Origin of the sequence: Bacillus sp. FJAT-18017 (assembly GCF_001278805.1) — a bacterium.
Lineage (GTDB): Bacteria > Bacillota > Bacilli > Bacillales > Cytobacillaceae > Bacillus_D.
The window spans coordinates 2,896,239-2,918,481 of the sequence record NZ_CP012602.1; the positions used below are offsets into that span (position 1 = coordinate 2,896,239).

17 protein-coding genes are annotated in these 22,243 nt (G+C 42.0%); 1 reads left to right on the forward strand and 16 read right to left on the reverse strand.

Annotation, left to right across the window (positions count from 1 at the left end):
- Positions 1-254: 254 nt before the first annotated feature.
- The 16 genes from AM500_RS13580 to AM500_RS13660 form a co-directional block, all read right to left on the reverse strand.
- The gene (locus AM500_RS13580) at positions 255-1,091 is read right to left on the reverse strand and encodes a M48 family metalloprotease (RefSeq protein ID WP_231688001.1); all 837 of its coding nucleotides are present in this window, start codon (positions 1,089-1,091) and stop codon (positions 255-257) included.
- A 723-nt stretch (positions 1,092-1,814) separates the two neighbouring features.
- Positions 1,815-5,672, reverse strand: a complete 3,858-nt coding sequence (locus AM500_RS26260; protein WP_053599698.1) for a carbohydrate binding domain-containing protein — start codon at positions 5,670-5,672, stop codon at positions 1,815-1,817.
- Between the two features lie 398 nt (positions 5,673-6,070).
- Positions 6,071-6,286 (reverse strand): DUF6366 family protein, encoded by a 216-nt coding sequence (locus AM500_RS13590; protein ID WP_053599699.1) that lies wholly within the window; start codon positions 6,284-6,286, stop codon positions 6,071-6,073.
- Positions 6,287-6,340: 54 nt separating this feature from the next.
- The gene (locus AM500_RS13595) at positions 6,341-6,706 is read right to left on the reverse strand and encodes a hypothetical protein (protein WP_053599700.1); all 366 of its coding nucleotides are present in this window, start codon (positions 6,704-6,706) and stop codon (positions 6,341-6,343) included.
- Between the two features lie 68 nt (positions 6,707-6,774).
- Positions 6,775-7,236, reverse strand: a complete 462-nt coding sequence (locus AM500_RS13600) for a GNAT family N-acetyltransferase (RefSeq protein ID WP_053599701.1) — start codon at positions 7,234-7,236, stop codon at positions 6,775-6,777.
- 579 nt (positions 7,237-7,815) lie between these two features.
- A complete protein-coding gene (locus tag AM500_RS13605; RefSeq protein ID WP_053599702.1) occupies positions 7,816-8,895 on the reverse strand; it encodes a tartrate dehydrogenase in 1,080 nt (359 codons plus the stop codon).
- Positions 8,896-8,904: 9 nt separating this feature from the next.
- Positions 8,905-9,903, reverse strand: a complete 999-nt coding sequence (locus AM500_RS13610) for a hydroxyacid dehydrogenase (protein ID WP_053599703.1) — start codon at positions 9,901-9,903, stop codon at positions 8,905-8,907.
- A 19-nt stretch (positions 9,904-9,922) separates the two neighbouring features.
- Positions 9,923-11,116 carry a thiolase family protein gene (locus AM500_RS13615; RefSeq protein ID WP_053599704.1) on the reverse strand — a complete coding sequence of 398 codons (1,194 nt, stop codon included), beginning with the start codon at positions 11,114-11,116 and terminating at the stop codon, positions 9,923-9,925.
- A 12-nt stretch (positions 11,117-11,128) separates the two neighbouring features.
- Positions 11,129-12,280, reverse strand: coding sequence for an acyl-CoA dehydrogenase family protein (locus AM500_RS13620; protein ID WP_053599705.1), 1,152 nt, complete (start codon positions 12,278-12,280; stop codon positions 11,129-11,131).
- A gap of 12 nt (positions 12,281-12,292) precedes the next feature.
- Positions 12,293-13,069, reverse strand: a complete 777-nt coding sequence (locus AM500_RS13625; protein WP_053599706.1) for an enoyl-CoA hydratase/isomerase family protein — start codon at positions 13,067-13,069, stop codon at positions 12,293-12,295.
- Positions 13,070-13,110: 41 nt separating this feature from the next.
- A complete protein-coding gene (locus tag AM500_RS13630; RefSeq protein WP_053599707.1) occupies positions 13,111-13,797 on the reverse strand; it encodes a 3-oxoacid CoA-transferase subunit B in 687 nt (228 codons plus the stop codon).
- Positions 13,778-14,491 carry a CoA transferase subunit A gene (locus AM500_RS13635; RefSeq protein WP_053599708.1) on the reverse strand — a complete coding sequence of 238 codons (714 nt, stop codon included), beginning with the start codon at positions 14,489-14,491 and terminating at the stop codon, positions 13,778-13,780. The genes AM500_RS13630 and AM500_RS13635 overlap by 20 nt, the downstream gene beginning before the upstream one ends.
- A 217-nt stretch (positions 14,492-14,708) precedes the next feature.
- Positions 14,709-15,557: a 3-hydroxyacyl-CoA dehydrogenase gene (locus AM500_RS13645; protein WP_053599710.1), complete on the reverse strand. Its 849-nt coding sequence runs from the start codon at positions 15,555-15,557 to the stop codon at positions 14,709-14,711.
- A 124-nt stretch (positions 15,558-15,681) separates the two neighbouring features.
- Entirely contained in the window at positions 15,682-17,163 is a 1,482-nt protein-coding gene (locus AM500_RS13650; protein ID WP_053599711.1) for an aldehyde dehydrogenase family protein, read from the reverse strand.
- An 18-nt stretch (positions 17,164-17,181) separates the two neighbouring features.
- Positions 17,182-18,357, reverse strand: coding sequence for an LL-diaminopimelate aminotransferase (locus AM500_RS13655; protein WP_053599712.1), 1,176 nt, complete (start codon positions 18,355-18,357; stop codon positions 17,182-17,184).
- A gap of 639 nt (positions 18,358-18,996) precedes the next feature.
- Positions 18,997-20,418, reverse strand: a complete 1,422-nt coding sequence (locus tag AM500_RS13660) for an amino acid permease (RefSeq protein WP_053599713.1) — start codon at positions 20,416-20,418, stop codon at positions 18,997-18,999.
- 285 nt (positions 20,419-20,703) lie between these two features.
- On the opposite strand from AM500_RS13660, the gene AM500_RS13665 reads away from it, so the two are divergent.
- A complete protein-coding gene (locus tag AM500_RS13665; protein WP_053599714.1) occupies positions 20,704-21,939 on the forward strand; it encodes a PucR family transcriptional regulator in 1,236 nt (411 codons plus the stop codon).
- Positions 21,940-22,243: the final 304 nt, after the last annotated feature.

Consider the following 22,243-nt stretch of genomic DNA (forward strand, 5'->3'; position numbering starts at 1 on the left):
AACTTTCTCCTATTAATATGTGAATGATTAAAAGCTTGTCACGGTATTAGTCTATGAATAATAAATTTTAGAAAACCTGCCTAAAAGATCTTAGTTATTTTAAACTTCTTCCCACAGGCTTTTTTGAACTAAATTGCCCTGTTGTTCAATAGCGAATTCAATAAAAAAGTGCGAAAACCTCATTAGGTCATTCGCACACGTTAGTTATATAGGATGCTTTACAATCCAGAAAATTACTTAGAAAAAGTATTGTTCTAATAATCCAGCCAAGTGCTAATGCTGTCCTTAAAACCGTGATCTTTCCAAGCTGTAATTGCGTTCATTTCTCCAACTTGTAAAACTTTTTCTTGAAATAACATATCGCCCAAAAAGTATGCCAATCGAGGAAAACCAAAGGTTTTTCCTCCATTAATGGAGAACCACTCACGAAAAATTTCTTGCTGGGTACATTCTGCAAGATCTTTTGCAAACTCAAATTGAATTTCCTCTTTGTTGGATGATGCAAATCCCAACCATTCATCACCATTATCATCGTAAGAAAAATATATTGAAGAAGACAGTCCAGGTGATGTTATCCTTGAAAAATGTGTAGCCGCCCCTTCTTGAAATAGCCAGGTAAGAGGACTATTCCAATCCACTTTTGACCAGTCATTTCCCGCTTTATCTGAAATAATATTATGAGTAACGTGTCCTAATTCGTGTGCAATAATGGCTTGTAAATGACTGCTTTCCGAAAATTTTTCTAACGCAAAAGTCACATTAGGTATTATTTGTTTGTGTGTATAGGCATTAGAACCAAAACCACCAACGATTAAATTTACATCAATAGGAAAATCAACCTGATACATACTCAAATAATTGTGCTCTACTTCTTTTATAATAGTAACAATTTCGTTGTGGATTAAATGGATGGATGTGAAGACTTGAGGATACCTTGTTATCGACTGAATATGCCTTTCTTCAGAGTCTTTGCAATGATATAAAAAATACTCCCTGAAGATCTCTGGAAACTTCATATAGTAGCTCCGCAAAAAAATTATAGAAGGTTGATAGTTTTCCAAAAAATACGGTACTGTATCAATTATTCTCAAAAAAATCCTCCTATTCACATAAGCAATCGCAATAGCTAACTTCAATTAATAATGGCATGGTTATTCAAATTAATTTTACCATTACGATCTAAGTTTTTCTTTAACTGCCCCGGTTAGCCATCCATTAAGCGCAAAACCGGCCAACCAATATTCACGCTGCCACCTTGAAAAAATTCATTTATATATTTTGAAATGGACAATAATAATACATGGCTCCCCTACCCAACTAAATTCTTCACAATTTGAAGGGGCAATAATGATTGCAAGGTGTTCTAACCCTTGAAATGAAAAAAGGTTTTCTGTGTTGAGCAGAAAACCTTTTTCGTGTTTAATGAAAATTTCGACTGTGGATAACTTTTATTACTGAGCGTATCTACGTCTAGGTCCACAAGGAACGCTTCGGCGGCATAAGCATCGCACGAAATTACGCAATAGCGTAATGAGGAGAGCCCACGCGTGCGCAAACTTCAGGCCTCCTCCCTACGATAAGTCATCATCGAATCGCATTCGCTCTTCGTGATTCCTTTATCCCACTCTTAAGGCTCAGTAAGCCTCCTCCGTCGGCAACTGATCCTAAAGGTCCGATTCGTTCAACTAACCATCAGCAAAAATCGCTGATGGAAGTTTCACTATATCTCAGTCGAAGTCCCTCCATTTTATACGGCGATGGTCAAGGTACTTGCGCTTTTGTTCTTCCATTGGAGTATTCTATTTATTAGAAAGTTATTTTCCAGGATTTTGAGGTCTCCCTGGATTATCTGGTCTACCAGGACTTTCTGGTTTACCGGGTTTATTTGGCTTGCAAGGTTTGCCTGGATTTTCTGGCTTACCAGGTTTGTCAGGTTTACCTGGCTTGCATAGTTGATCTGCCCATGTGATTGTATAGTTTAACGTGGAAATGCCATCAGTTCCTGTTGTTATGATTTCTGTTTTACCAGTTGAATGTACGAGTTCAACTGTTGCACCAAGTTGGCTGGCCTCTGCTACTATGTTTTCAGTTGGGTCAGCATATATGGTGTAGTTAAATTTACCTGGTTGGAAGTCTTCAATTCCTTTTCCATCAATGTTAATCGCTCGTAAGGTTGCGTCTGTTTCAGGAACCGGGATTTTGTAAAGCTCACTTCCAAGTGCATAATAGATGCTTCCATCAACCCCGACCGTCATGCTGTTCATGAAATCCTCTACAAGCACTTTGTAATCTAATGTTTTAGGATCAATGACAATCAAACTGCGTGCTAATGTTGTATAGAGCATGCCATCCGGTCCCCACTGAAGGCGGTAAGGAAACCATTTACTGCTATTATACAAACTTGGCCGAATGACTTTACTATCCACCACTTCATAGGTTTCAGGATTCATCTTAAAGATTGTACCTTCAACGGCACCCCATATGAATCCATCTGGTCCGATTGATAAATCACCTATCATTCGAGGTGTTACATCAATTCCCGGGATTTTCGGTGTGAACTCTGTAATCTTTTCACCTTTTTCAACATCCCAAACAAAGATTTTTGCTTCATCTGCTTTAGGATTAATTCCTAATCCACCCCAGACAGACGTTCCTCCAAATAGCTTTCCATCGTGGTAGGCCAAGCTAATAATACTTTGATCCTGAACGACATTCCTCTGCTGAGACCATTCATCAGTTTCAGAATCATAGATAGCCAGAGCTCCGCCTAAGACACCATAGTCAGGGATTGTTCCAACAAATAGCTTATTTTCACCTGATGTGATAGCAAAAGGGCGGTCTTGTTCATCTTTAATATCATATTCAAGCTTTGGATTGCTATTTAAATCTACTGGCTGTGATGGATCATAGCTGTACATAATAGCCCCTACATATGTTCCGAAATAAACGGTATCGTCCAAGAATCCGATTCCCTCTGGCTGGGCAAACGAAGAAACATTCACTTCGACTTCATCAGTGAATGGATTATATACACTCATTCCACGCTGATATCCGCCCATATAAAGCTTTCCGTCTGGACCAGATTCAAGTGATTGAATCGCTACAGCAGTTGCAGCGAGGTCCAACATGACAAACGACAACTCATTTGTTTGGGGGTGATATAGCATATATTCGCCATACTGTGTCACCATAGACAATACTGTTTTGCCAGAAGATAACGTTAGCCAAGCCATATCCTTTACCCGTGGAGTATCGGGTAGAACTGGAAGCCCCTCAATTAATGTTTCTTTGTTTTCATTCAAATCATATTTGTACAACTGTGTTCCTTTTTTATAATAAATCATGTTTGGCTGATTCGGATCAGGTTCAGATATCATATTGCTAAACTCAAAAGAACCTTCAACTTCCATTGTCTTTGGATCAATGACAAGCATATTAATAGTTGAAACGGCAACAAGAAGCTTCCCATTTACAACCCAAATATCCTGGATAAAACCATTTTCACCTGAGTGTCCTTCTATGATAAGCTCCTCTTTTTCACCGGAATGGCGATTAATTTTATACAGATGCTTCGTCGTTCCAATTCCTGCATAAATATAATCTCCTTCAACAGCTAATCCACGTACGTAATCTTGGGTGGAGACACGACCAAAGTCTCTGAATTCGCCTGTGTTGATATCATATTCGAAAACACCTGCACCTGGGTAGGTAGCACCATAAATCTTGCCATCTTCCGTCGCCTCAATATCCCAAACCCAAGCAGCTGAAGGATTAGCTCCTAGGTATTCAACTTCTTTTCGTGCCGGAACATAACGATATAATTTTCCATCAGAAGTACCCGCAAAGTACACGTTTTTATCAGGGCCAATGGTTATGGCCCATACAGCTTCTGTATTATCAATTACTTTAGAAAATTTGAGTTTTCCCGTTTCGGCGTCCAATACCGAGAAAGTTCCAGGATGGCCATTCGAATGATAATATATTTCATTCTCACCCAAACTATTTTTTTGAATAGCCCCAGCTTGTCCCAGCTGAACATGGACCATTTCTCCAAGGTTAATAGGATCAGCATATTCACGGTCTAATTTGGAATCATCTGTTACTTTTTTGAATGTAACATCATCGAAATAGACTTCTGTGAAACTAATGCCTCCCGAATAGAATGCAAGTCTTGCGTATGCTGCATTTTCAGGAACAACACTAAATACCTTTAAATCAATCCATTCGTTTTTCGGCAAGTTGCCGTTAAGTTCTCGATGGTCAGTAATTTTCTTATTGTCTTTATCAAAATATCGAATTTCGGCCACGACATTATGTGACTGGCTAACGACATTGGAAAAGACAGTTAATAAATAGGAGGCACCAGGTTCAACGGCAACCTTATCACTTAAAACACTTACGCCTGCTTTGTCAGTTATATCGTGTAAGTGTAAGCTTTGTACTCCTGTACGAGCCCGTTCTAAACTAACTTGAATGCCTGGTCCTTCAAACTCTGATTTCCATCCTGAAATGTTGCCATCCGTCACTTTCTCTTCAAAGCCTGGATTCACCACTTCTTTGTTAATATCCTCTGTTGGAGGTTCTTCAGTGGATCTACCTTCAATGGTTACATCATCAAAAAACGCTTCCGTAAGGGAAGGATGACCCGAATTAAAGCGTAATTCGACTTTGGCAGCACCAGCAGGAACCTCAAAAGGAACTTGAATTTCAGTCCATTTGTTTGTTCCTAAAACTGCAGAGCCGAAGTTAATAAAGGTAGCTGTTCCTACCCTTTGGTTTTCAGCGTTGTAATAATGAACCTCAAAACCGATACTATGTGATTGGCTGACGACATTTACATATGCTTTCGCTATATATGACTCTCCTGCTGTTACAGAAACCTTTTCACTTGTTACTTGTAAATTGCCTCCCGGGTTACTGCTATTTGCATCTTTAAAATATAAGCTTTTATTTCCGGTTCGGGATTTTTCTCCGCTGAATGCGATACTTGTGGACGGATTTTGAGTGACGAGACTCCAGCCACGATACACTACTTCCTCTTCAAAAGACGCGTTTACCGGCAGTGTTTCTGTATTATCCGAGTCCTTTACAATTTTCACATCATCAAAGTAAGCTTCAGTTTGTGAAGGATGCCCGGAATTAAACCGAAGCTCAACCTTAGTTGCCCCGTCGGGAACTGAGAACGGTACACTGATTTCAGTCCATTGATTTGTTCCCAGGGCTGCTGTCTGGAAGTTAATAAAAGTTGCGTTTCCTATTTTAATATTTTCATTGTTGAAATAATGAACCTCATATCCTATACTATGAGATTGTTTAACGACATTAACAAATGCTTTCGCTGTATAAGACTGTCCTGAATTAACAGGTATTTTTTCACTTGTTACCTGCAAATTACCACCAGTAGTGCTGCTATTAGAATCTTTAAAATGTAAGCTTTTGGTCCCGGTATTTGCTCTTTCATTACTGATAGCAAAACTTGTGGATGAATTATTTGTGACAAGGCTCCACCCAGGAATGACCACCTCTTCAAACCCACCATTCACAACTGCCCCAGCCATAGCACTGGTCCCTATTGCTTGTGAATTTGATACGGAAAAAGGAGCAAGTAAACTAAAAATAAGAGTAAAACAGAAAAAAAGCGCAGACCGTTTTTTAAATTTTTGTTTCTTCATTATTGCCTCCCCATTTCAAATAATTTGACGGATACACCAGTGAATCTCTCCCCCTTAGGATGTTTGCTGAACATTGTACTTAGTCCTCAATAAAACAAGAGACTCTCCATTTCCCACGTCCTTCTTAACCTTCTCATAAAAAGACAAGTTTCCTGCTAAAATGTACCGACGAAAATAGGACCATTAATAAATTAGGTAATAAGAAGTAGAGAATGATAGTCCTCGTAAATCTAATAAACATATAGATAAAATAAATAGCCTCCCATCTTAAGTGATAGGAAGGCTATGAATATTTTTTGAGTATATGATTTTCCAACTAACACTAATATTTTATAAACCTAAGTCAGTAACTAATCTTTCTATGCTGCTCATTTAAAAATGATCCGGAACATCGCACGTTACTTAAAGAAGAATGACGCGAGAATAAATCCAATTATGATTACAAGAATAAGCATCCCAGTGGCTTTCAAACCCAAACTGCCTACTAAATCAACTAAACTACCACTGTTTACTCTATTGAAACCATCGTTCACATTACCCATTGGATTTCTTTTCAGTTCTTCTTGTCTTACTCTCATTCTAATTTGTTTAGGAGTTTCTTTATTATCTTGCATGATCCATCCCCCGCCAATCCCTCTAAGATCAACCATTCTTAAAGAAAGGTCTTTTCATTTCTTCTGGTGTTGTTGAAAATCTTTCTTTGATTCCTCAAGAAATTTGACAGCTTCCTCTGTATCATAGGTTTTTAATTTTAATTTTTTCATCTCTCCCCCATCAGTTTCGAAAATAAATACTGCGGGAGCTTTTTCTATTTCATATTTTGGATACTTTTCCTTTGCGGCTGCTAAACTTGTTAGATATTCCATTTCAACCACAGAATAAGTGCCATTAACAAATTTACTAAATTTCTCGCTTAAATTTTCTTCGCCTTGAACAATAAGGACATAATACTTTTCCTCAGTTTTTTCTTTGGAAGAGCAGCCAATAATCAGGGCTATCAACAAGAATGAGCAAATTAGTGCCAATCTTTTCATAAAAACCCTCCAGAAATTATCAATAAAGATTGTGCGGAACTCCTAGCCCGATTAACTCACCTTTTTCTTCAAGACGGGATGTATTCCATAGGCTCTGTACAATGAACATATCCATTTTTCTTGTAATAATTAATAGCTTCCTCACTTGGCCATACAATTGCAAACTCAAATTTATTAACTTTAATCCAATGGTTTATTGAACTTAAAACTTTACTTCCAATTCCTCCATTTCTATATTCAGGAATGGTGTACACATTTGTCATATACAAAAACGGATGAGTAACTCTCCCTGGTCTCGGCACTTTATGTATTAATTCTATGTAGATATGCGAAACGATTTTCTCATTATCTTCTGCCACCCATATAAACCACTGTTTACTATTTATTGCATTCTCTAAAAAAGTTTGGCATTCCTTTTCAAACTCTTCATAGTTTTCGTCTTTTTTGCCTTCATCAAATTCAATGGTATTATCCCATCTCATTTTAATTAACTGCTTAATATCTCTTAGTTCCGCAAGTCTGATATTCACTTATATCACCTCTTATATATTTATGCACAACCCTAGTTTAATATGGAACTTCCACAAAAAGGGTTCTAAATCCTTTAATATAGGATAAACTAATGTTCTTCTTTGATTTCTGTTCCAATAAATTAATTATCTACTCCTCAGCAACTCAAAAGTATAATTCATATAGACGGAAAAATTCCGTTTAATGAGTAAGTACGGATAACAAAATAGTTAAATAGACGGAGAAATTCCTGCTATTGAATCAAAAAGTGTAAAAATTGTGGATTATGCTTTGGATAACCGGAAAAACTCCTCTTATTTATCCCAAATTAAGCTCCAATCTTTAAATAGACGGAAAACCTCCGTTTATTTATGCTGGCTACTTACGTAGGACAGTGAACTTATTATCTGTATATGAAATGGTTAGAAAATTGCCGATAATATCAACAGGTTGCAATAAAGGAGAATTTTTAGTTCAACATATATGTATAAAAATTAATTAAATTCTAAATACAACAAAGAGACCAAACCGCTAGGCAATTTGGTCCTCAACTTATTTAGTATAAAATCAAAATTCTTAGCTTTGGATAAATATCTTCATTAGCCCAACCGGATTTTAAGCTTTTCACAAATATAGCTGCCTACCTGTTCCGTGGTAGCCTTTCCGCCTAAATCAGGTGTAACCATTTCTTTTTCCTGAAGGACATCTTCCATCGCATCAATTATTGCTCGTGCAGCTTCGGTTTGGCCAAAATGGTCCAGCATCATGCTGGTGCACCAAATCGAAGCAATTGGATTAGCAATGCCTTTTCCTGCGATATCAGGTGCGGAACCATGGACCGGCTCGAACATCGAGGGGTATTTCTTTTCAGGATTGATATTTGCTGAAGGCGCGATGCCCAGCCCGCCAACAATTGCTGCACCTAAATCAGTCAGGATATCGCCGAAAAGATTGGAGGCAACTACAACATCGAAGGTTTCAGGCTTGCTGACAAAAAAAGCAGCCAGTGCGTCGATATGTACAGTGCTCCATCCCACATCAGGATACTCCTGGCCAATCCTTTCGACATACTCATCCCAAAATGGCATCGTGTGATTAATGCCGTTGGATTTCGTAGCAGCCGTAACATGCTTTTTCCCGCCGCGCTTTTGTGAAACATCATAGGCATATCGTAATACCCGTTCTACGCCTTTGCGAGTGAACACACTGTTCTGTATTGCCATATCCATATCAGTACCCTGGTACATACGGCCGCCGATGCTGGAATACTCACCTTCATTATTTTCACGGATTACAATAAAATCGAGATCCTCACGGGTTTTACCTGCAAGCGGAGACTCAATTCCTTTTAGCAATTTGATTGGGCGTATATTTATATATTGTTCGAATTGGCGCCTGATCGGCAAGAGCAGCCCCCACAGGGAAACATGATCTGGCACACCTGGATAGCCGACAGCTCCAAGGAAAATCGTATCAAACGCACTTAAGATATCCAAGCCATCATCCGGCATCATCTTCCCATGCCTGGCATAATACTCGCAGCTCCAGTCGAATTCTTTATAGGAAAAAGAAAGGCCTCCATGGAGCGATGAAACCGTATCCAATACTTTCTTGCCTTCCCTTACAACATCCACCCCGATTCCATCTCCAGGAAGCAGGGCAATAGAATACTTTTCCATAGTTATCTCCTACTCAAATGTTTTAGAAGTTAACACTTCGGGGTTGCCAATATAGGCTGGTTTTTTACCATTCAGCACGTTTATGACATTTTCGGCTACTGTTCTTGCCATGATTTGGTTGCATTCCACAGTTGTTCCACCAACATGCGGAGTAGCTACCACATTGGGAAGAGTTAATAATGGCAAATCTTTTGGCGGCGGCTCCGGATCGAACACATCCAAACCAGCTCCTGCCAACTGGCCCGCCTTCAAGGCATGATACAGATCGGTTTGATTAACGACCGCACCTCTCGCCGTATTGACCAAATAGGCTGTAGGCTTCATTTGGGAAAACAGCTTTTTATTTATGGAATACTTGGTATGCTGATTTAATGGAATATGAAGGGAAACATAGTCCGACTCTCGGAAAACTTCGTCCATATTGGTTGCTATCTTTATGCCGATTTCGTCTGCATACCCATGTTTTTCCGATTTATATTCTCTAACCCAAGCGGTTACATCCATATCAAACCCTAGTTTCAGTCGTTTTGCCACTTCTTGTGCAATGTTACCGAACCCTATTAAACCGACCTTTTTCCCTTTCAGTTCATATGAAGGGATTTCCATTCTCGAGCCATAGTTTCCTTCTTTCATATTTTCATGGTAGGGAACCACTGATTTCGCTAAAGCCATGATTAACATGACCGCATGCTCGGCGGTTGAGACCTTATTGACGGATGGAGCATGGAGCACGGGTATTCCCTTTTCGGTCGCATAAGCAACATCAATATTGTCCAGCCCGACACCTGCTCCTGAAATTACCTTTAATCCCGGACCAGCAGCGTCAATAACTTCGCGAGTGATTTTAGCTGGCGCCCTGAGGACAATTCCATCTACATTTTTTACCGCCTCGCATAAACGGGGAATATCATATTGGTCTGTCCGGATAACCTCGGCTCCCTCATTCAATACCCTTTCCCCATCTGGATGATACATGGACAGAATTTGCAATACACGTGGCTTGCTCATATTTTTTCCTCCCGAATCCTTAAACCCGAAGATTTTCAACAATCGTAGCAATTCCCTGACCGCCGCCGATACAAGCGGTTATCAACCCATACCTGGCACCGCGCCGTTCCAGCTCATTCATAATTTTAACTGTCAGGATTGCACCCGTACCGCCAATCGGATGCCCAAGTGCAATTGCCCCGCCATTGACGTTCAGCTTCTTTTGATCAATTCCAAGCTCCTTCACACAGGCGAGCGCCTGGGCTGCGAATGCTTCATTTAATTCTATTAAATCTATATCATTTAATGTTAAGCCTGCAAGTTTAAGAGCTTTGAGAGTTGCCGGCACCGGCCCGATCCCCATTATTTCAGGAGCCACACCGACTGCTGCCTGTGAAACAATCCGAAGACGGGATTTGAGGCCGCGTTTCTCAGCTTCTTCTTCTGCCATAACAATAAGGGCCGCGGCACCATCATTCCGCCCGCTTGCATTCCCGGCTGTAACAGTACCGCCCGATTTAAATACAGGCTTCAACGAGCCAAGCTTCTCAAGGCTTGTCATTCTCGGGTGTTCATCTGTGTCAAAAACAATTATATCTTTTTTATGCTTGATTTCATAAGGAACAATCTCGTCTTTAAATCTGCTGGCTGAGATTGCCTCAGCAGCTTTTTGCTGGCTGTGGAGAGCAAATTCATCCTGTTCTTCGCGGCTGATGGAGTACCGCTCCGCAAGGTTCTCCGCGGTTAACCCCATCGTCAAATTCCCATAGACCTCAATTGGCTGTGCTCTTGGCTGGCTTTCTGTATTGGGGTCGACTAGTTCCGCATTTCCGGCACCATAACCATAACGTGCTTTACGCAAATAATAGGGAGCGGTACTCATGCTTTCGGCACCGCCTGCTAAAATTACATCGGATAAACCGCACATAATTTGTTGTGCCGCATTATTGATAGCCTGCAGCCCTGAACCGCATTGGCGGTGTACAGTGTAACCGGGAACCTCAATCGGTATCCCTGCCCGAAGCAGCGCCAGACGTGCCAAGTTAGGTACATCTGAACTTTGCTTAGCATGGCCCCAAACCACTTCGTCTACATTTACTCCATCTATATTAGATCTTGTTAATGCTTCCCGCATGACTTTTTCTGATAAAAAATCAGCTTCTACATCCTTTAACGCTCCGCCCATTCTTCCGATTGCTGTACGGACACCATCAATGATTACGACATTTCTCATTTCCTACACCACCTATTTTAAGAACTCGCGTTTTAGTTCATTGGCAATAATATTCCTTTGAATTTGGCTTGTTCCTTCATAAATCTTCGTAATTCGGGCATCACGGTAAAATCTCTCAATCGGATAATCCCTCATATAGCCGATTCCCCCGTGAATTTGGACCGCCAAATCAGCAACACGGTTGTAGACTTCAGAACCGTACAGCTTAGCCATCGCCGCTTCTTTTACTACCCGCATTCCTTTATCCGCCATCCAGGCGACCCGGTAGGTAATCGAACGGAGCAGTTCTATTTCCATCGCCATGTCTGCGAGCATATGCTGGACTGCCTGCTGTTCGAAGATCGGCTTGTCAAACTGAATACGCTGCATCGCGTAATCCGTGCTTAGTTCCAGCAGTTTTTCACAGGAACCGAGGTTTCTTGCTGCAAGGCCGGCCCTACCGTTGGCAAGTATTTTCAAGGCATTGACGTATCCTTTGCCCTCTTCCCCCAATACATTTTCTGCGGGAACCTCGCAATCTTCGAAAAATAGCTCAGCGGAATGGGAGCCGCGCAGACCCATCTTCTTCTCGACGTTTCCTACTATGAATCCAGGAAAATCCTTTTCTACGATAAAGGAGGTTATGCCCTTGGCTCCTTTGCTTGGGTCCGTTACTGCCATTACCGTGAATACGTGGCCGCAAACGGCATTGGTAATATAATGTTTGGAGCCATTCAGGATGTATTTATCGCCTTTTTTAACAGCTTTTGTTTTTAAATTGGCTGCATTTGACCCGGCACTCGGTTCTGTTAATGCGAATGCACCTATCCACTCACCGCTTGCCATTTTCGGCAGGTACTTTTCTTTTTGTTCCTTCGTGCCTAGCTCGACAATTCCTACAGAACCGATTCCTGTGTGAGCCCCAATTAATGTCGTATAGCCATTATGGGTCATTCCCAATTCCTCATATATCGCGCATTTGCCGACCATATCGAGCCCAAGTCCGCCGTATTCTTCCGGGATGCTCAGCCCGAAAAGCCCCATTTCCTTAGATGCTTCTACAATTTGTTCTGGAATTTCATCGTTTTCCTCGATTTCCATTGCTACTTTTTCTACTTCCCCTTGAACAAAATCATGAACAGCCTTTTTTAAAAGTTGGATATCTTCTGAAAATGTAAAATCCATTTATATTTCCCCCTATCTCCCCTGAAAGTTTGGCTGCCTTTTTTCCAGGAATGCCTCAGTTCCTTCACGTTTATCATCTGAACCCATTAATAATGCCTGGGACAGCTTTTCGAGGTAAAGAGCTGTTTCCATATCAATATCGGCGCCGCGGTTCACAGCAGCTTTTGCCAGCCTTAGCGCAAGTGGTGCCTTCCTCGATAATTTATTTGCATATTCCTTTGCCGTTTCAAGTAAGACTTCGGGCGGTACTGCCCTGCTGACAAGGCCTATTCTTTGGGCTTCTTCGGCAGTAAGAATATCGCCGGTTAAAATAAGCTCCATTGCTCTCCCTTTTCCGATGGTCCGGGTAAGCCGTTGTGTGCCCCCCGCACCAGGAATGATCCCTAATCCCGCTTCTGGCAGGCCAACCTTCGCATTAAGCGAGGCAACTCGGATATCACAGGCCAACGCTAGTTCGAGCCCTCCACCCAGAGCAACCCCGTTAATTGCTGCAATGGTCGGTTTTTCATAGTCTTCGATTTTACGATAAGTGGCGGTCATATTCGGCTGAAGCGCCTCAATCATCGTCCGCTTATTCAACTGTGAAATATCCGCGCCGGCGGCAAACGACTTTTCACCCGCCCCGGTGATGATGACAACACGAATGTCCTGGCTGCTGCGCCACAAGTCCAAAGCTTTTTCTATTTCATGCAGTGTATCTAAATTTAATGCATTCCTCAGTTCGGGACGATTTATAACAATCCAGCCGATGTGCTCTTCCTGGCGGGCTAGGATATTTGTAAATTCCATTTCCTCAACACCTCTTTGAAATCGAATTTGTTGCAAGTCCCCTAATCAACACTCATGGTTATAAGGTTTTCAGATACTTTAAACTCGGCCTCTGTTAGTGCCCTTATTTCCTCGAGGCTTGAGTCAGATGCGATTTCCTCCAATATCAATTGTCCCGGGTTAATGCGGAAGACCGCTTTTTCTGTCACGATCATCTCGGCGCTTTGTATTCCGCTAGTTGGATAAGTAAGCTTTTTTACTATTTTAGGAGAGTGGTTCTTGGTAACATGCGTAATTGCAATGATGATTCGCTTCGCACTCGCAACAAGGTCCATGGCTCCTCCTACGCCTAGAATGTCCTCTCCTGGGACAGCCCAGTTGGCAACTTCACCCGATTCGCTGACCTGAAGCGCACCCATTACCGCGGTATCTACATGGCCGCCGCGAATCATCACGAATGAATCCGAGCTTGAAAAAATCGAGGCCCCCACTCCTGCTGTTATTGGGTGTTTACTCGCACTAATCAAATCCATATCGATTTCTTCTTTTGGCGGTGTCGGGCCCATCCCTAACAATCCGTTTTCAGACTGAAGATAAATGCCGCTATCCGGTTTTAAATAATTTTGAATCAGAGTCGGAATCCCGACCCCAAGATTCACAACAGTTCCTTCATGAAGTTCACGGGCAATCCGTTTCGCTATTCTAATCCGGTATGCTTTCAGCTGGTTTTTATCCGTTGCGTTCAACATACACGCCTCCTACCTTTTCATACCGTTCATTCATGACAACGATGTCCACATAAGCATGTGGGGTGACAACCTGTTCCGGGTCAAGCGAACCCGCTTCTACAATCTCATCCACCTCGGCTATCACAAGGTTTGCGGCAGTTGCCATCATCGGATTAAAGTTCCGTGCGGTTTTTGAATAAATCAGATTGCCAAGCGTATCAGCTTTAGCAGCTTTAATTAATGCTATATCCGCCTTAATTCCTCTCACAAAAATAAACCGTTCGCCGTCAAAAACTCTTTCTTCCTTTCCTTCCGCAAGCTTGGTCCCGACCGCTGTTTTCGTATAGAAACCGGCAATTCCGGCACCGCCTGCACGAATGGCTTCAGCCAATGTTCCCTGGGGAATCAGTTCTATGTCCAGTTCGCCGCTCTTCCATGCTTTTACCGCATCACGGTTGGAGGTGAAATACGATCCAACCGCTTTTTTTACATGTTTTGAGAGTAATAGCTTTCCCAGCCCCTTTCCGGCCTCGCCAAGATTATTGCTGATGATGGTAAGCTCCCTCGCATGGTCTGATTCCGCTATCATATCAATCAGCGTAAATGGTGTGCCGCAAAGGCCAAAGCCGCCAACCATTACCCGGTCACCGTGCTTGATCCAATTAATAGCATCCTTAGCCGATCGGAGTTTTTCACACTTAAGCGTTTTGCTCATCGTTCGCCCTCCATTTTGTAAAACTTATGAACCGATTTGGTGTCGATATGAGCCGAATCAGCACCGATATGAGCTAATTCTGCACTGGTATGAGCCAATTCTGCCCCGATATGAGCCATTTCGGCATCGATATGAGCCAATTCTGCACTGATATGAGCCTCATATGAGCCATTTTGGCATCGATATGAGCATTTAGACATTTACTGGAAATTCCCTGTTATTTTTCATACGTATAAAACCCTTGCCCTGATTTGCGGCCCAACCTGCCTGCTTTGACATATTTAATGAGCAGCGGACATGGACGGTATTTTTCTCCGAGTGATTTATAAAGATATTCCATGTTGCGAAGCCTTGTATCAAGGCCGACAAGGTCTGCAAGTTCAAGCGGCCCCATTGGATGGTTCAGGCCAAGCTTCATTGCTTTATCGATATCTTCAGCTGAGGCTACCCCTTCCATCAGCATATTCATGGCTTCGTTTCCAATCAGGCAATTCATCCGGCTCGTAACAAACCCGGGGAATTCATTGACCTCAACTGTTTCCTTGCCTAATCTCCGGCTCACTTCTCTTGCTCTATTCATCGTTTCGTCAGAAGTTTGCAAGCCTCTGACTATCTCAATCAGCTTCATTTTGTGGACAGGATTAAAGAAATGCATGGCGATACATTTTTCTGGTCTGGAGGTTTGTGCAGCTATTTCTGTAGGACTCATCGTAGATGTATTTGTTGCAAGGAGAGTGTGGGCCGGACAGATTGCATCCAGCTTTTTAAAGACTTCAATTTTCAGCTCGATCAATTCAAAAACTGCTTCAATAACGACATCTGCATTGCCTGCAGCTTCTTCAAGGCTGCTCGTATAATGTATGTTTTGTAAAGCTGTTTCAACCTCTTCTCTTTTTAAAAATCCCCTATCGGCACTCTTGGACATTTCTGTTTCAATATATACCTTCGCTTTTTCTAGATTTGCTTGACTAACATCGTTTATAAAAACCTGGTAGCCTCCTAAAGCAGCGACATATGCAATTCCGCGGCCCATTACTCCGGAGCCGACAACCGTTAATTTTTCCACGAGTGTTTCCCTCCCAATCTGTTCGCTGCATTTAAACACGTTACAGGAAAAGAATCAGCAGAAACTCTCCTGCTGATTCTATTTTTAGGTTTTAGATAATATAAATTTGAGAGTTTGTTTTTGGTTACTGGTTATCAATCTGGGCCCGCTGCAGCTTTCCGCTATAATCAACATAGATCGATTTCCATTCCGTATACACATCCAGTGCCGCAACACCGGAATCCCTGTGGCCGTTGCCGGTTCCTTTTGTTCCGCCGAATGGCAGGTGGATTTCCGCTCCTGATGTTCCTGCATTTATATAAACAATACCGGTATCAATATCTCTCATTGCCTTGTAAGCCTGATTTATATTGGCCGTATAAACTGAACTGGAAAGACCAAATTCAACGCTGTTGTTGATCTCGATTGCTTCTTCAAGGCTTTTAACCCCAATGATTGAAACGACCGGCCCAAAGATCTCTTCCTGTGCAATTCTCATATCCCTTGTTACATCGGTAAAAATAGTAGGCTGATAGAAATTGCCTGCTCCCAACTCATTTTCATCGGCTATTTTTCCGCCGGTAAGAAGTTTGGCTCCTTCCTGCTGCCCAATTTTGACGTAGTCATCTATCCTTTCAAGGGAGGAACGGTTAATGACAGGCCCAACTTTGACAGATTCGTCCAAACCATCGCCCAGCTTAAGTTCGCCTATTCGTGAAAGCAGTTTTTGTTCGATTTGCTCTTTAACCGATTCATGGACAAGTACGCGGCTTGTTGCGGTACATCTCTGGCCGCTAGTTCCGAAAGCTCCCCACAATATCCCCTCGACAGCAAGATCAAGGTCCGCATCTTCCAATACGGTAACAGCATTTTTCCCGCCCATTTCTAGCGAGGTTCTTTTTAAAAGTGAACCGGCACGGCCATTGATTGCCTTTCCAACCTCATTTGAACCTGTGAAGGAAATTAAATCAATGCCTGGATGCTCGACCATGGCATTGCCTACCTCGCTTCCAGATCCATTTACTAGATTGATAAGCCCCTTTGGCAGTCCTGCCTGTTCATAGATTTTGACAAACTCCTCAGCAACCATCGGCGTTTCTGTCGCGGGTTTCCAAACAACTGCATTCCCGGAAACAAGAGCAGGAAGTGACTTCCATGAGGCAATGGCAATCGGGAAATTCCATGGAGTAATCAATCCCGCAACACCAACCGGAACCCTTACACTCATGGCAAATTTATCGCGCAGCTCGGAAGGGACCGTATCGCCAAAAAGCCTTCGTCCTTCACCGGCCATATAAAAAGCCATATCAATCGCTTCCTGTACTTCACCCCTGGCCTCTTCAATCACTTTGCCCATTTCGCTTGTTAGTGTCCTGGCGAGTTGTTCCTTTCTTTCTTTTAATAAATAGGCAACTTTATATAAGTAATCAGCCCGTTCTGGTGCCGGCACCAATCGCCATAACTTTTGTGCCTGTCTTGCCGCCTGTACAGCCTTGTCGACATCTTCCTTTGAAGATTGGGCAACCTCACCAAGCACATCTCCATTTGCAGGATTCATAATTGGAACAAATCTCCCGGTTGATGGCTCGCTCCATTGCCCATTGATATAGTTCACTATTTTTCTCAAGTCCTATCCCTCCATTTGTTAATTGTTTGTTATTTTTAGTTTTTGTTTGATTCTATTTACTGCTTCAAATAATCTCTCGGTTGGCACTGAAAGTGAAACGCGGAAATATCCCTCTCCGGAAGGCCCAAATGCATTGCCTGGAGTGAGGATGACTCCGGTCTGTTCCAGTACATTCGTGACAAACTCTGCAGATGTGTATCCATCTGGTACGGGAGCCCATATAAAGAAACTGCCTTTTGGCGGTTCGACTTCCACCCCAATTGTTCTAAGTCCCTCAACCATGGCCGTCAAGCGTTCTTGATAAATATGATTGTAGGAAGAGATACAGCTCTGGTCACCAGTTAGAGCATGAGCAGCCGCCTTTTGAATCGGAGTAAACTGCCCTGTGTCTGTATTACTTTTTAAAATTGACAATGCCTGAATTATTTCTTTGTTTCCTGCCACATAGCCAATCCGGAAACCGGTCATGCAGTAGGTTTTTGATAACGATCCAAACTCGACAGCGATGTCTTTAGCACCTTCAACCTGTAGGATGCTCGGTGCCTTATATTCACCAAAGGTGACCATGTTATAAGCCGAATCATGTGCAATCGGGATTCCGTTCTTCGCTCCAAACTCTATAGCCTTTTTAAAAAAATCAATATCTACTGTTGCCGCAGTAGGATTACCAGGATAATTTAAAAACATAAGCTTTGATTTGGTAAGTATGTCTTGAGGAATTTCCTCAAAATCGGGTTGGAAATTATTTTCTTTTAAAAGCGGCATATTATAGCACTGTCCATTTGCCAGTAATGTTGCCATCCGATAAACCGGGTAGCTTGGGTCAGGTATTAATACATACTCCCCAGGATCCACAAGAGTTGGCACGATATGGGCAATACCTTCCTTGGAACCAATCAATGCCAGAACTTCCGTATTGGGGTCCAGCGATACCCCGAAATGTCCCTTGTAATAATCGGCAACTGCCTCTCTGTATTCCTTGATTCCTATAAAACTTGGGTATTTCAAATTCCTCGGATCCTTTGATTCTTCTACTAATTTTTCAATGATATGTGCAGGTGTAGGTAAATCAGGATCACCAATTCCTAAATCGATAATATCTATCCCCGCCTCTGCCATTGCTGCTTTTTTCTTATTAATTTCGGCAAATAGGTAAGGAGGTATCTGTGACATACGAAGCGATTGGAAATTCATTTGTTCACCCGCTTTCCATTTGTCAATTCAGAAAATTCAAATACATTTATACTTTATAATTTATAGTTTTTCCTTTTGTTTAACTATGGTCGATTTATACAAAAATCAGCGGAAATACCCCATTCTTTCCGTATTGTTTTAACAAAAGTGGTATAGGACCACTTCACAAGTAAAGGGTACGTAGGGGGCAGGCATAAGCTGAAGGAATTTTATGTAGGTTACTATATAAAATAAATTTAAGTATTTCTTTCTAAATCCCGTGATTTCCGTTTCAGGTGCTTCGCTTTCCGTGGGGCGGGCGGTTAGCCTCCTCGGCGTGAACGCCTGCGGGGTCTCACCTGTCCCGCTGCTCCCACAGGAGTCTTCGCACCTTCCACTGCAATCACTTGATATCTTCAAATCCGTTTTTCTTTAGTACAACATATGTATTTAAGCTTATGCATTTTTGCTTAAGGAGCGCGTGGTCACCTCTATAAAAATTACTCATTAGCTATTTAAAGACTTCCCTTCCCGCTGAATTCCTTTAGTCGTGGTATCAAACCGCCACAAATAATACACCGCCGTCTTTAAGCCACCTTCATAACTTTGACTTCCGCGGCAAAAAACAGGTCCCTCCCCTAGGAAGGAACCTGTTTACATTTAAGCTTCTTTTATAGTTCTTTCTAAATCTACTGTTGTTTGTTGATTAGCTATCTGATTTTTCTTATGATAGCCCTTGCCATAATAGAAGGCTACCAAGGTTGCCAGGAATAACGGTCCGACAATAACCGCTATTCTTGTATCTGGCGAATATGCCATCATCCCAACTACCATTGCCAGGAAGGCAAGTGAAAAGTAGGATGTGAACGGGAATAACGGCATTTTATATGTAAGTGATGAAGCGTGCTTCTTAGACAAACTTCTACGGTACTTGATTTGTGATAGCAGGATCATCGACCATGTCCAGATTGCACCAAAGGTAGAAACAGCAGTTAACCATATAAAGATTTTTTCCGGCACCATATAATTTAGGACTACACCGAACAATAACACGCTCCCTGTAAGCATAACTGCTTTGCTTGGAACGCCATTTTTATTCACCATCCCAAGTTTCTTTGGTGCATCGCCGTTTTCAGCGAGGTTGAAAAGCATCCTTGCTGTACTGAATATTCCCCCGTTACAGGAAGATAGCGCTGCGGTTAAAACGACAAAATTGATAATTCCCGCGGCTGCCGGAATGCCCAGCTGGTCAAACACTAATACGAACGGGCTGCCTTTTACACCGATTTCCTGCCATGGGTAAATCGACATCATGACAATCATGGTCCCGACATAAAACAGGAGAATTCGCCAAAAGACTGTGTCGATTGCCCTTCTTAATGTTTTCTTCGGATTTTTGACTTCCCCTGCGGTAATGCCAATCATTTCAACTCCGAGAAACGCAAACATAACCATTTGAAGGGAAAGGAGTACACCAGTCAGACCGTTTGGAAATAAACCGCCATTTTCCCAAAGATTACTGATGCCTGTTGCAATGCCGCCGTTTCCAATTCCGAAAATTATGATGCCAAGTCCGCTAACAATCATAAAAATAATTGTCACGATTTTAATAGCCGCAAACCAAAATTCTAGTTCCCCAAATGCCTTAACTGCCAAAAAGTTTACAGCGACCATGATTCCCAGTGCAAGAAGCGCCCAAATCCAACGTGGAACGTCAGGAAACCAGTACTCCATGTAAATTCCTGCCGCGGTTATCTCTGCCATACACGTGACAATCCATAGCAGCCAATAGTTCCAGCCAGTCAAAAAACCTGGTAATTGACCTAAATAATCTCGCGCATATTGGCTGAATGACCCGGCCACTGGTTTTTCAATTGCCATTTCCCCTAGCGCCCTCATGATAAAGAAAATGATCATACCGGCAAACGCATAAGCAATAATAATGCCAGGCCCGGCGAGCTTGATAGCCGAAGCCGAACCGAGGAAAAGGCCAACCCCGATTGCTGCACCAAGTGACATAAGCGTAATGTGCCGTTCTTCCAGCCCTCTTTGAAGCTGATTTGGTTGCTTAGTTTTCTGCATAAATCTACCCCCATGTTTTAATTTTCCCTGTCCCCCACTTGTACCCAACAACATACATTTAACCCAAACAATTATTCTAGTAAACCTAGCAGTTGAAATTTATTATACAGTCATTTGATAGCGCTTACATTACCATTTTGTTCTAAAAAGTGTCAAATTGTTGACAATTCTCATAATTTTAAGACAAAGTGGCATTTGTGGTATATACACAAATCGACTCTTTGTGTATTGTGTAATTACGATAAACACTATATAAAAATCATATTATAGAAAAAGGTGTAAGGTATGGCTGCAAGTAAACAAGATCCTTTTAGCGAAAGTTTTGATAGTCTTGATGAAATAGCAGATAGGATTAGTGAAGTTTTGCATTGCCCGATTACAATCGAGGACGCCAACCACCGTCTGCTTGCCTATAGTACTCATGATGACAGAACAGACCCGGCCCGGGTTGCAACGATAATGGGCCGCCGAGTACCAGAAAAGGTCATCAATTCATTGTGGAAAAATGGTGTGATCCCAAAGCTTTTGAAAACCAGGGAACCAGTACGGATAAAAACCGTTGATGAAATTGGTCTTGGCGATAGGGTTGCTATTTCGGTTTGGAAAAATGATGAGCTGCTGGGATTCATTTGGGCTCTCGAGATTGGTAAAACCCTTGGCGAAGAAGGAATGGGCTTGCTCAAACGGGCAGCTGAAGCGACAAAAAATAAATTAATTCAAGTTCATGCCCGAAAACACAAAAAGGACGAACAATCTCACGAATTTTTTTGGAAGCTGTTGACAGGCCATTACCATTCAAACGAGGAAATCCACTTGCAATTCCAGTCGCTAAAAATCACACCCCCTCCTTCCTATGCGATTATGGTGTTTAATTTTTCAAGTGACATAAAAAGTGAAACTGAAAAGCAGGTTTCGTATCAATTGCGGACGATTCAAAAACCAGCCGTTCTTCTTTATACCTTTGACCAGCAGCAATTGGTAATGCTCATTTCTCTTGACCGTAATGCAAATCCGGTTGAAACATTGACTATTTTCAGTGAACAGTTTATTTATAAGATGATGGATAGATATAATGTTCCCTCACTCGTACAAGGATTTAGCGGTATATACAGCGATTATTTACACATCGAAAAGGCGTTTGGAGAGGCACAAAAGGTTTTAGCTATTAAACGAAAATTCCCGGCCGAAACTAAGGAAATTCACAGCTATCAAAGCTTGGGAATTTTTAAACACCTAGACATCCTTTTGGAAAAGTCAACAAAGGGAGAGCTTGGGAACCCTGCTCTTAAACAGCTGCAAGACTATGACAGAAAGAACCATACCGACCTGATCGAAACCTTGGAGACGTATCTGAATAAAGATTGCAATATACAGGATACGGCCAAGGCCCTCAATGTCCATATCAACACGCTGAATTACCGCTTAAAGCGAATTTCTGAAATAGGAGGCATTAATCTGAAAGACCCAAATCAGAAAGTGAGTTTATTTGTTGATATTAAGCTGGAAAAATTTAATCACTGACTTTCTCGTCGTTTATCAGGAAATTATAAATTTCGCGACTGTGGATAACTTTTATATAAAGTGTGTCTACGTCTAGCTCCACAAGGAGAGCTTCGTCAGCATCAGCATCGCACGAAATTACGCGATAGCGTATGAGGAGCACCTATCGCCTAGCAAACTTCAGGCCTCCTCCCTACGATAAGTCATCATCGAATCGCTTACGCTCTTCGTGATTCCTTTATCTCAGTCGAAGTCCCTCCATTTGGTACGGCGATGACCACTAAGGAAAGCTCCTCAGAATAATCATCGCAGGGACAGGCGGCAC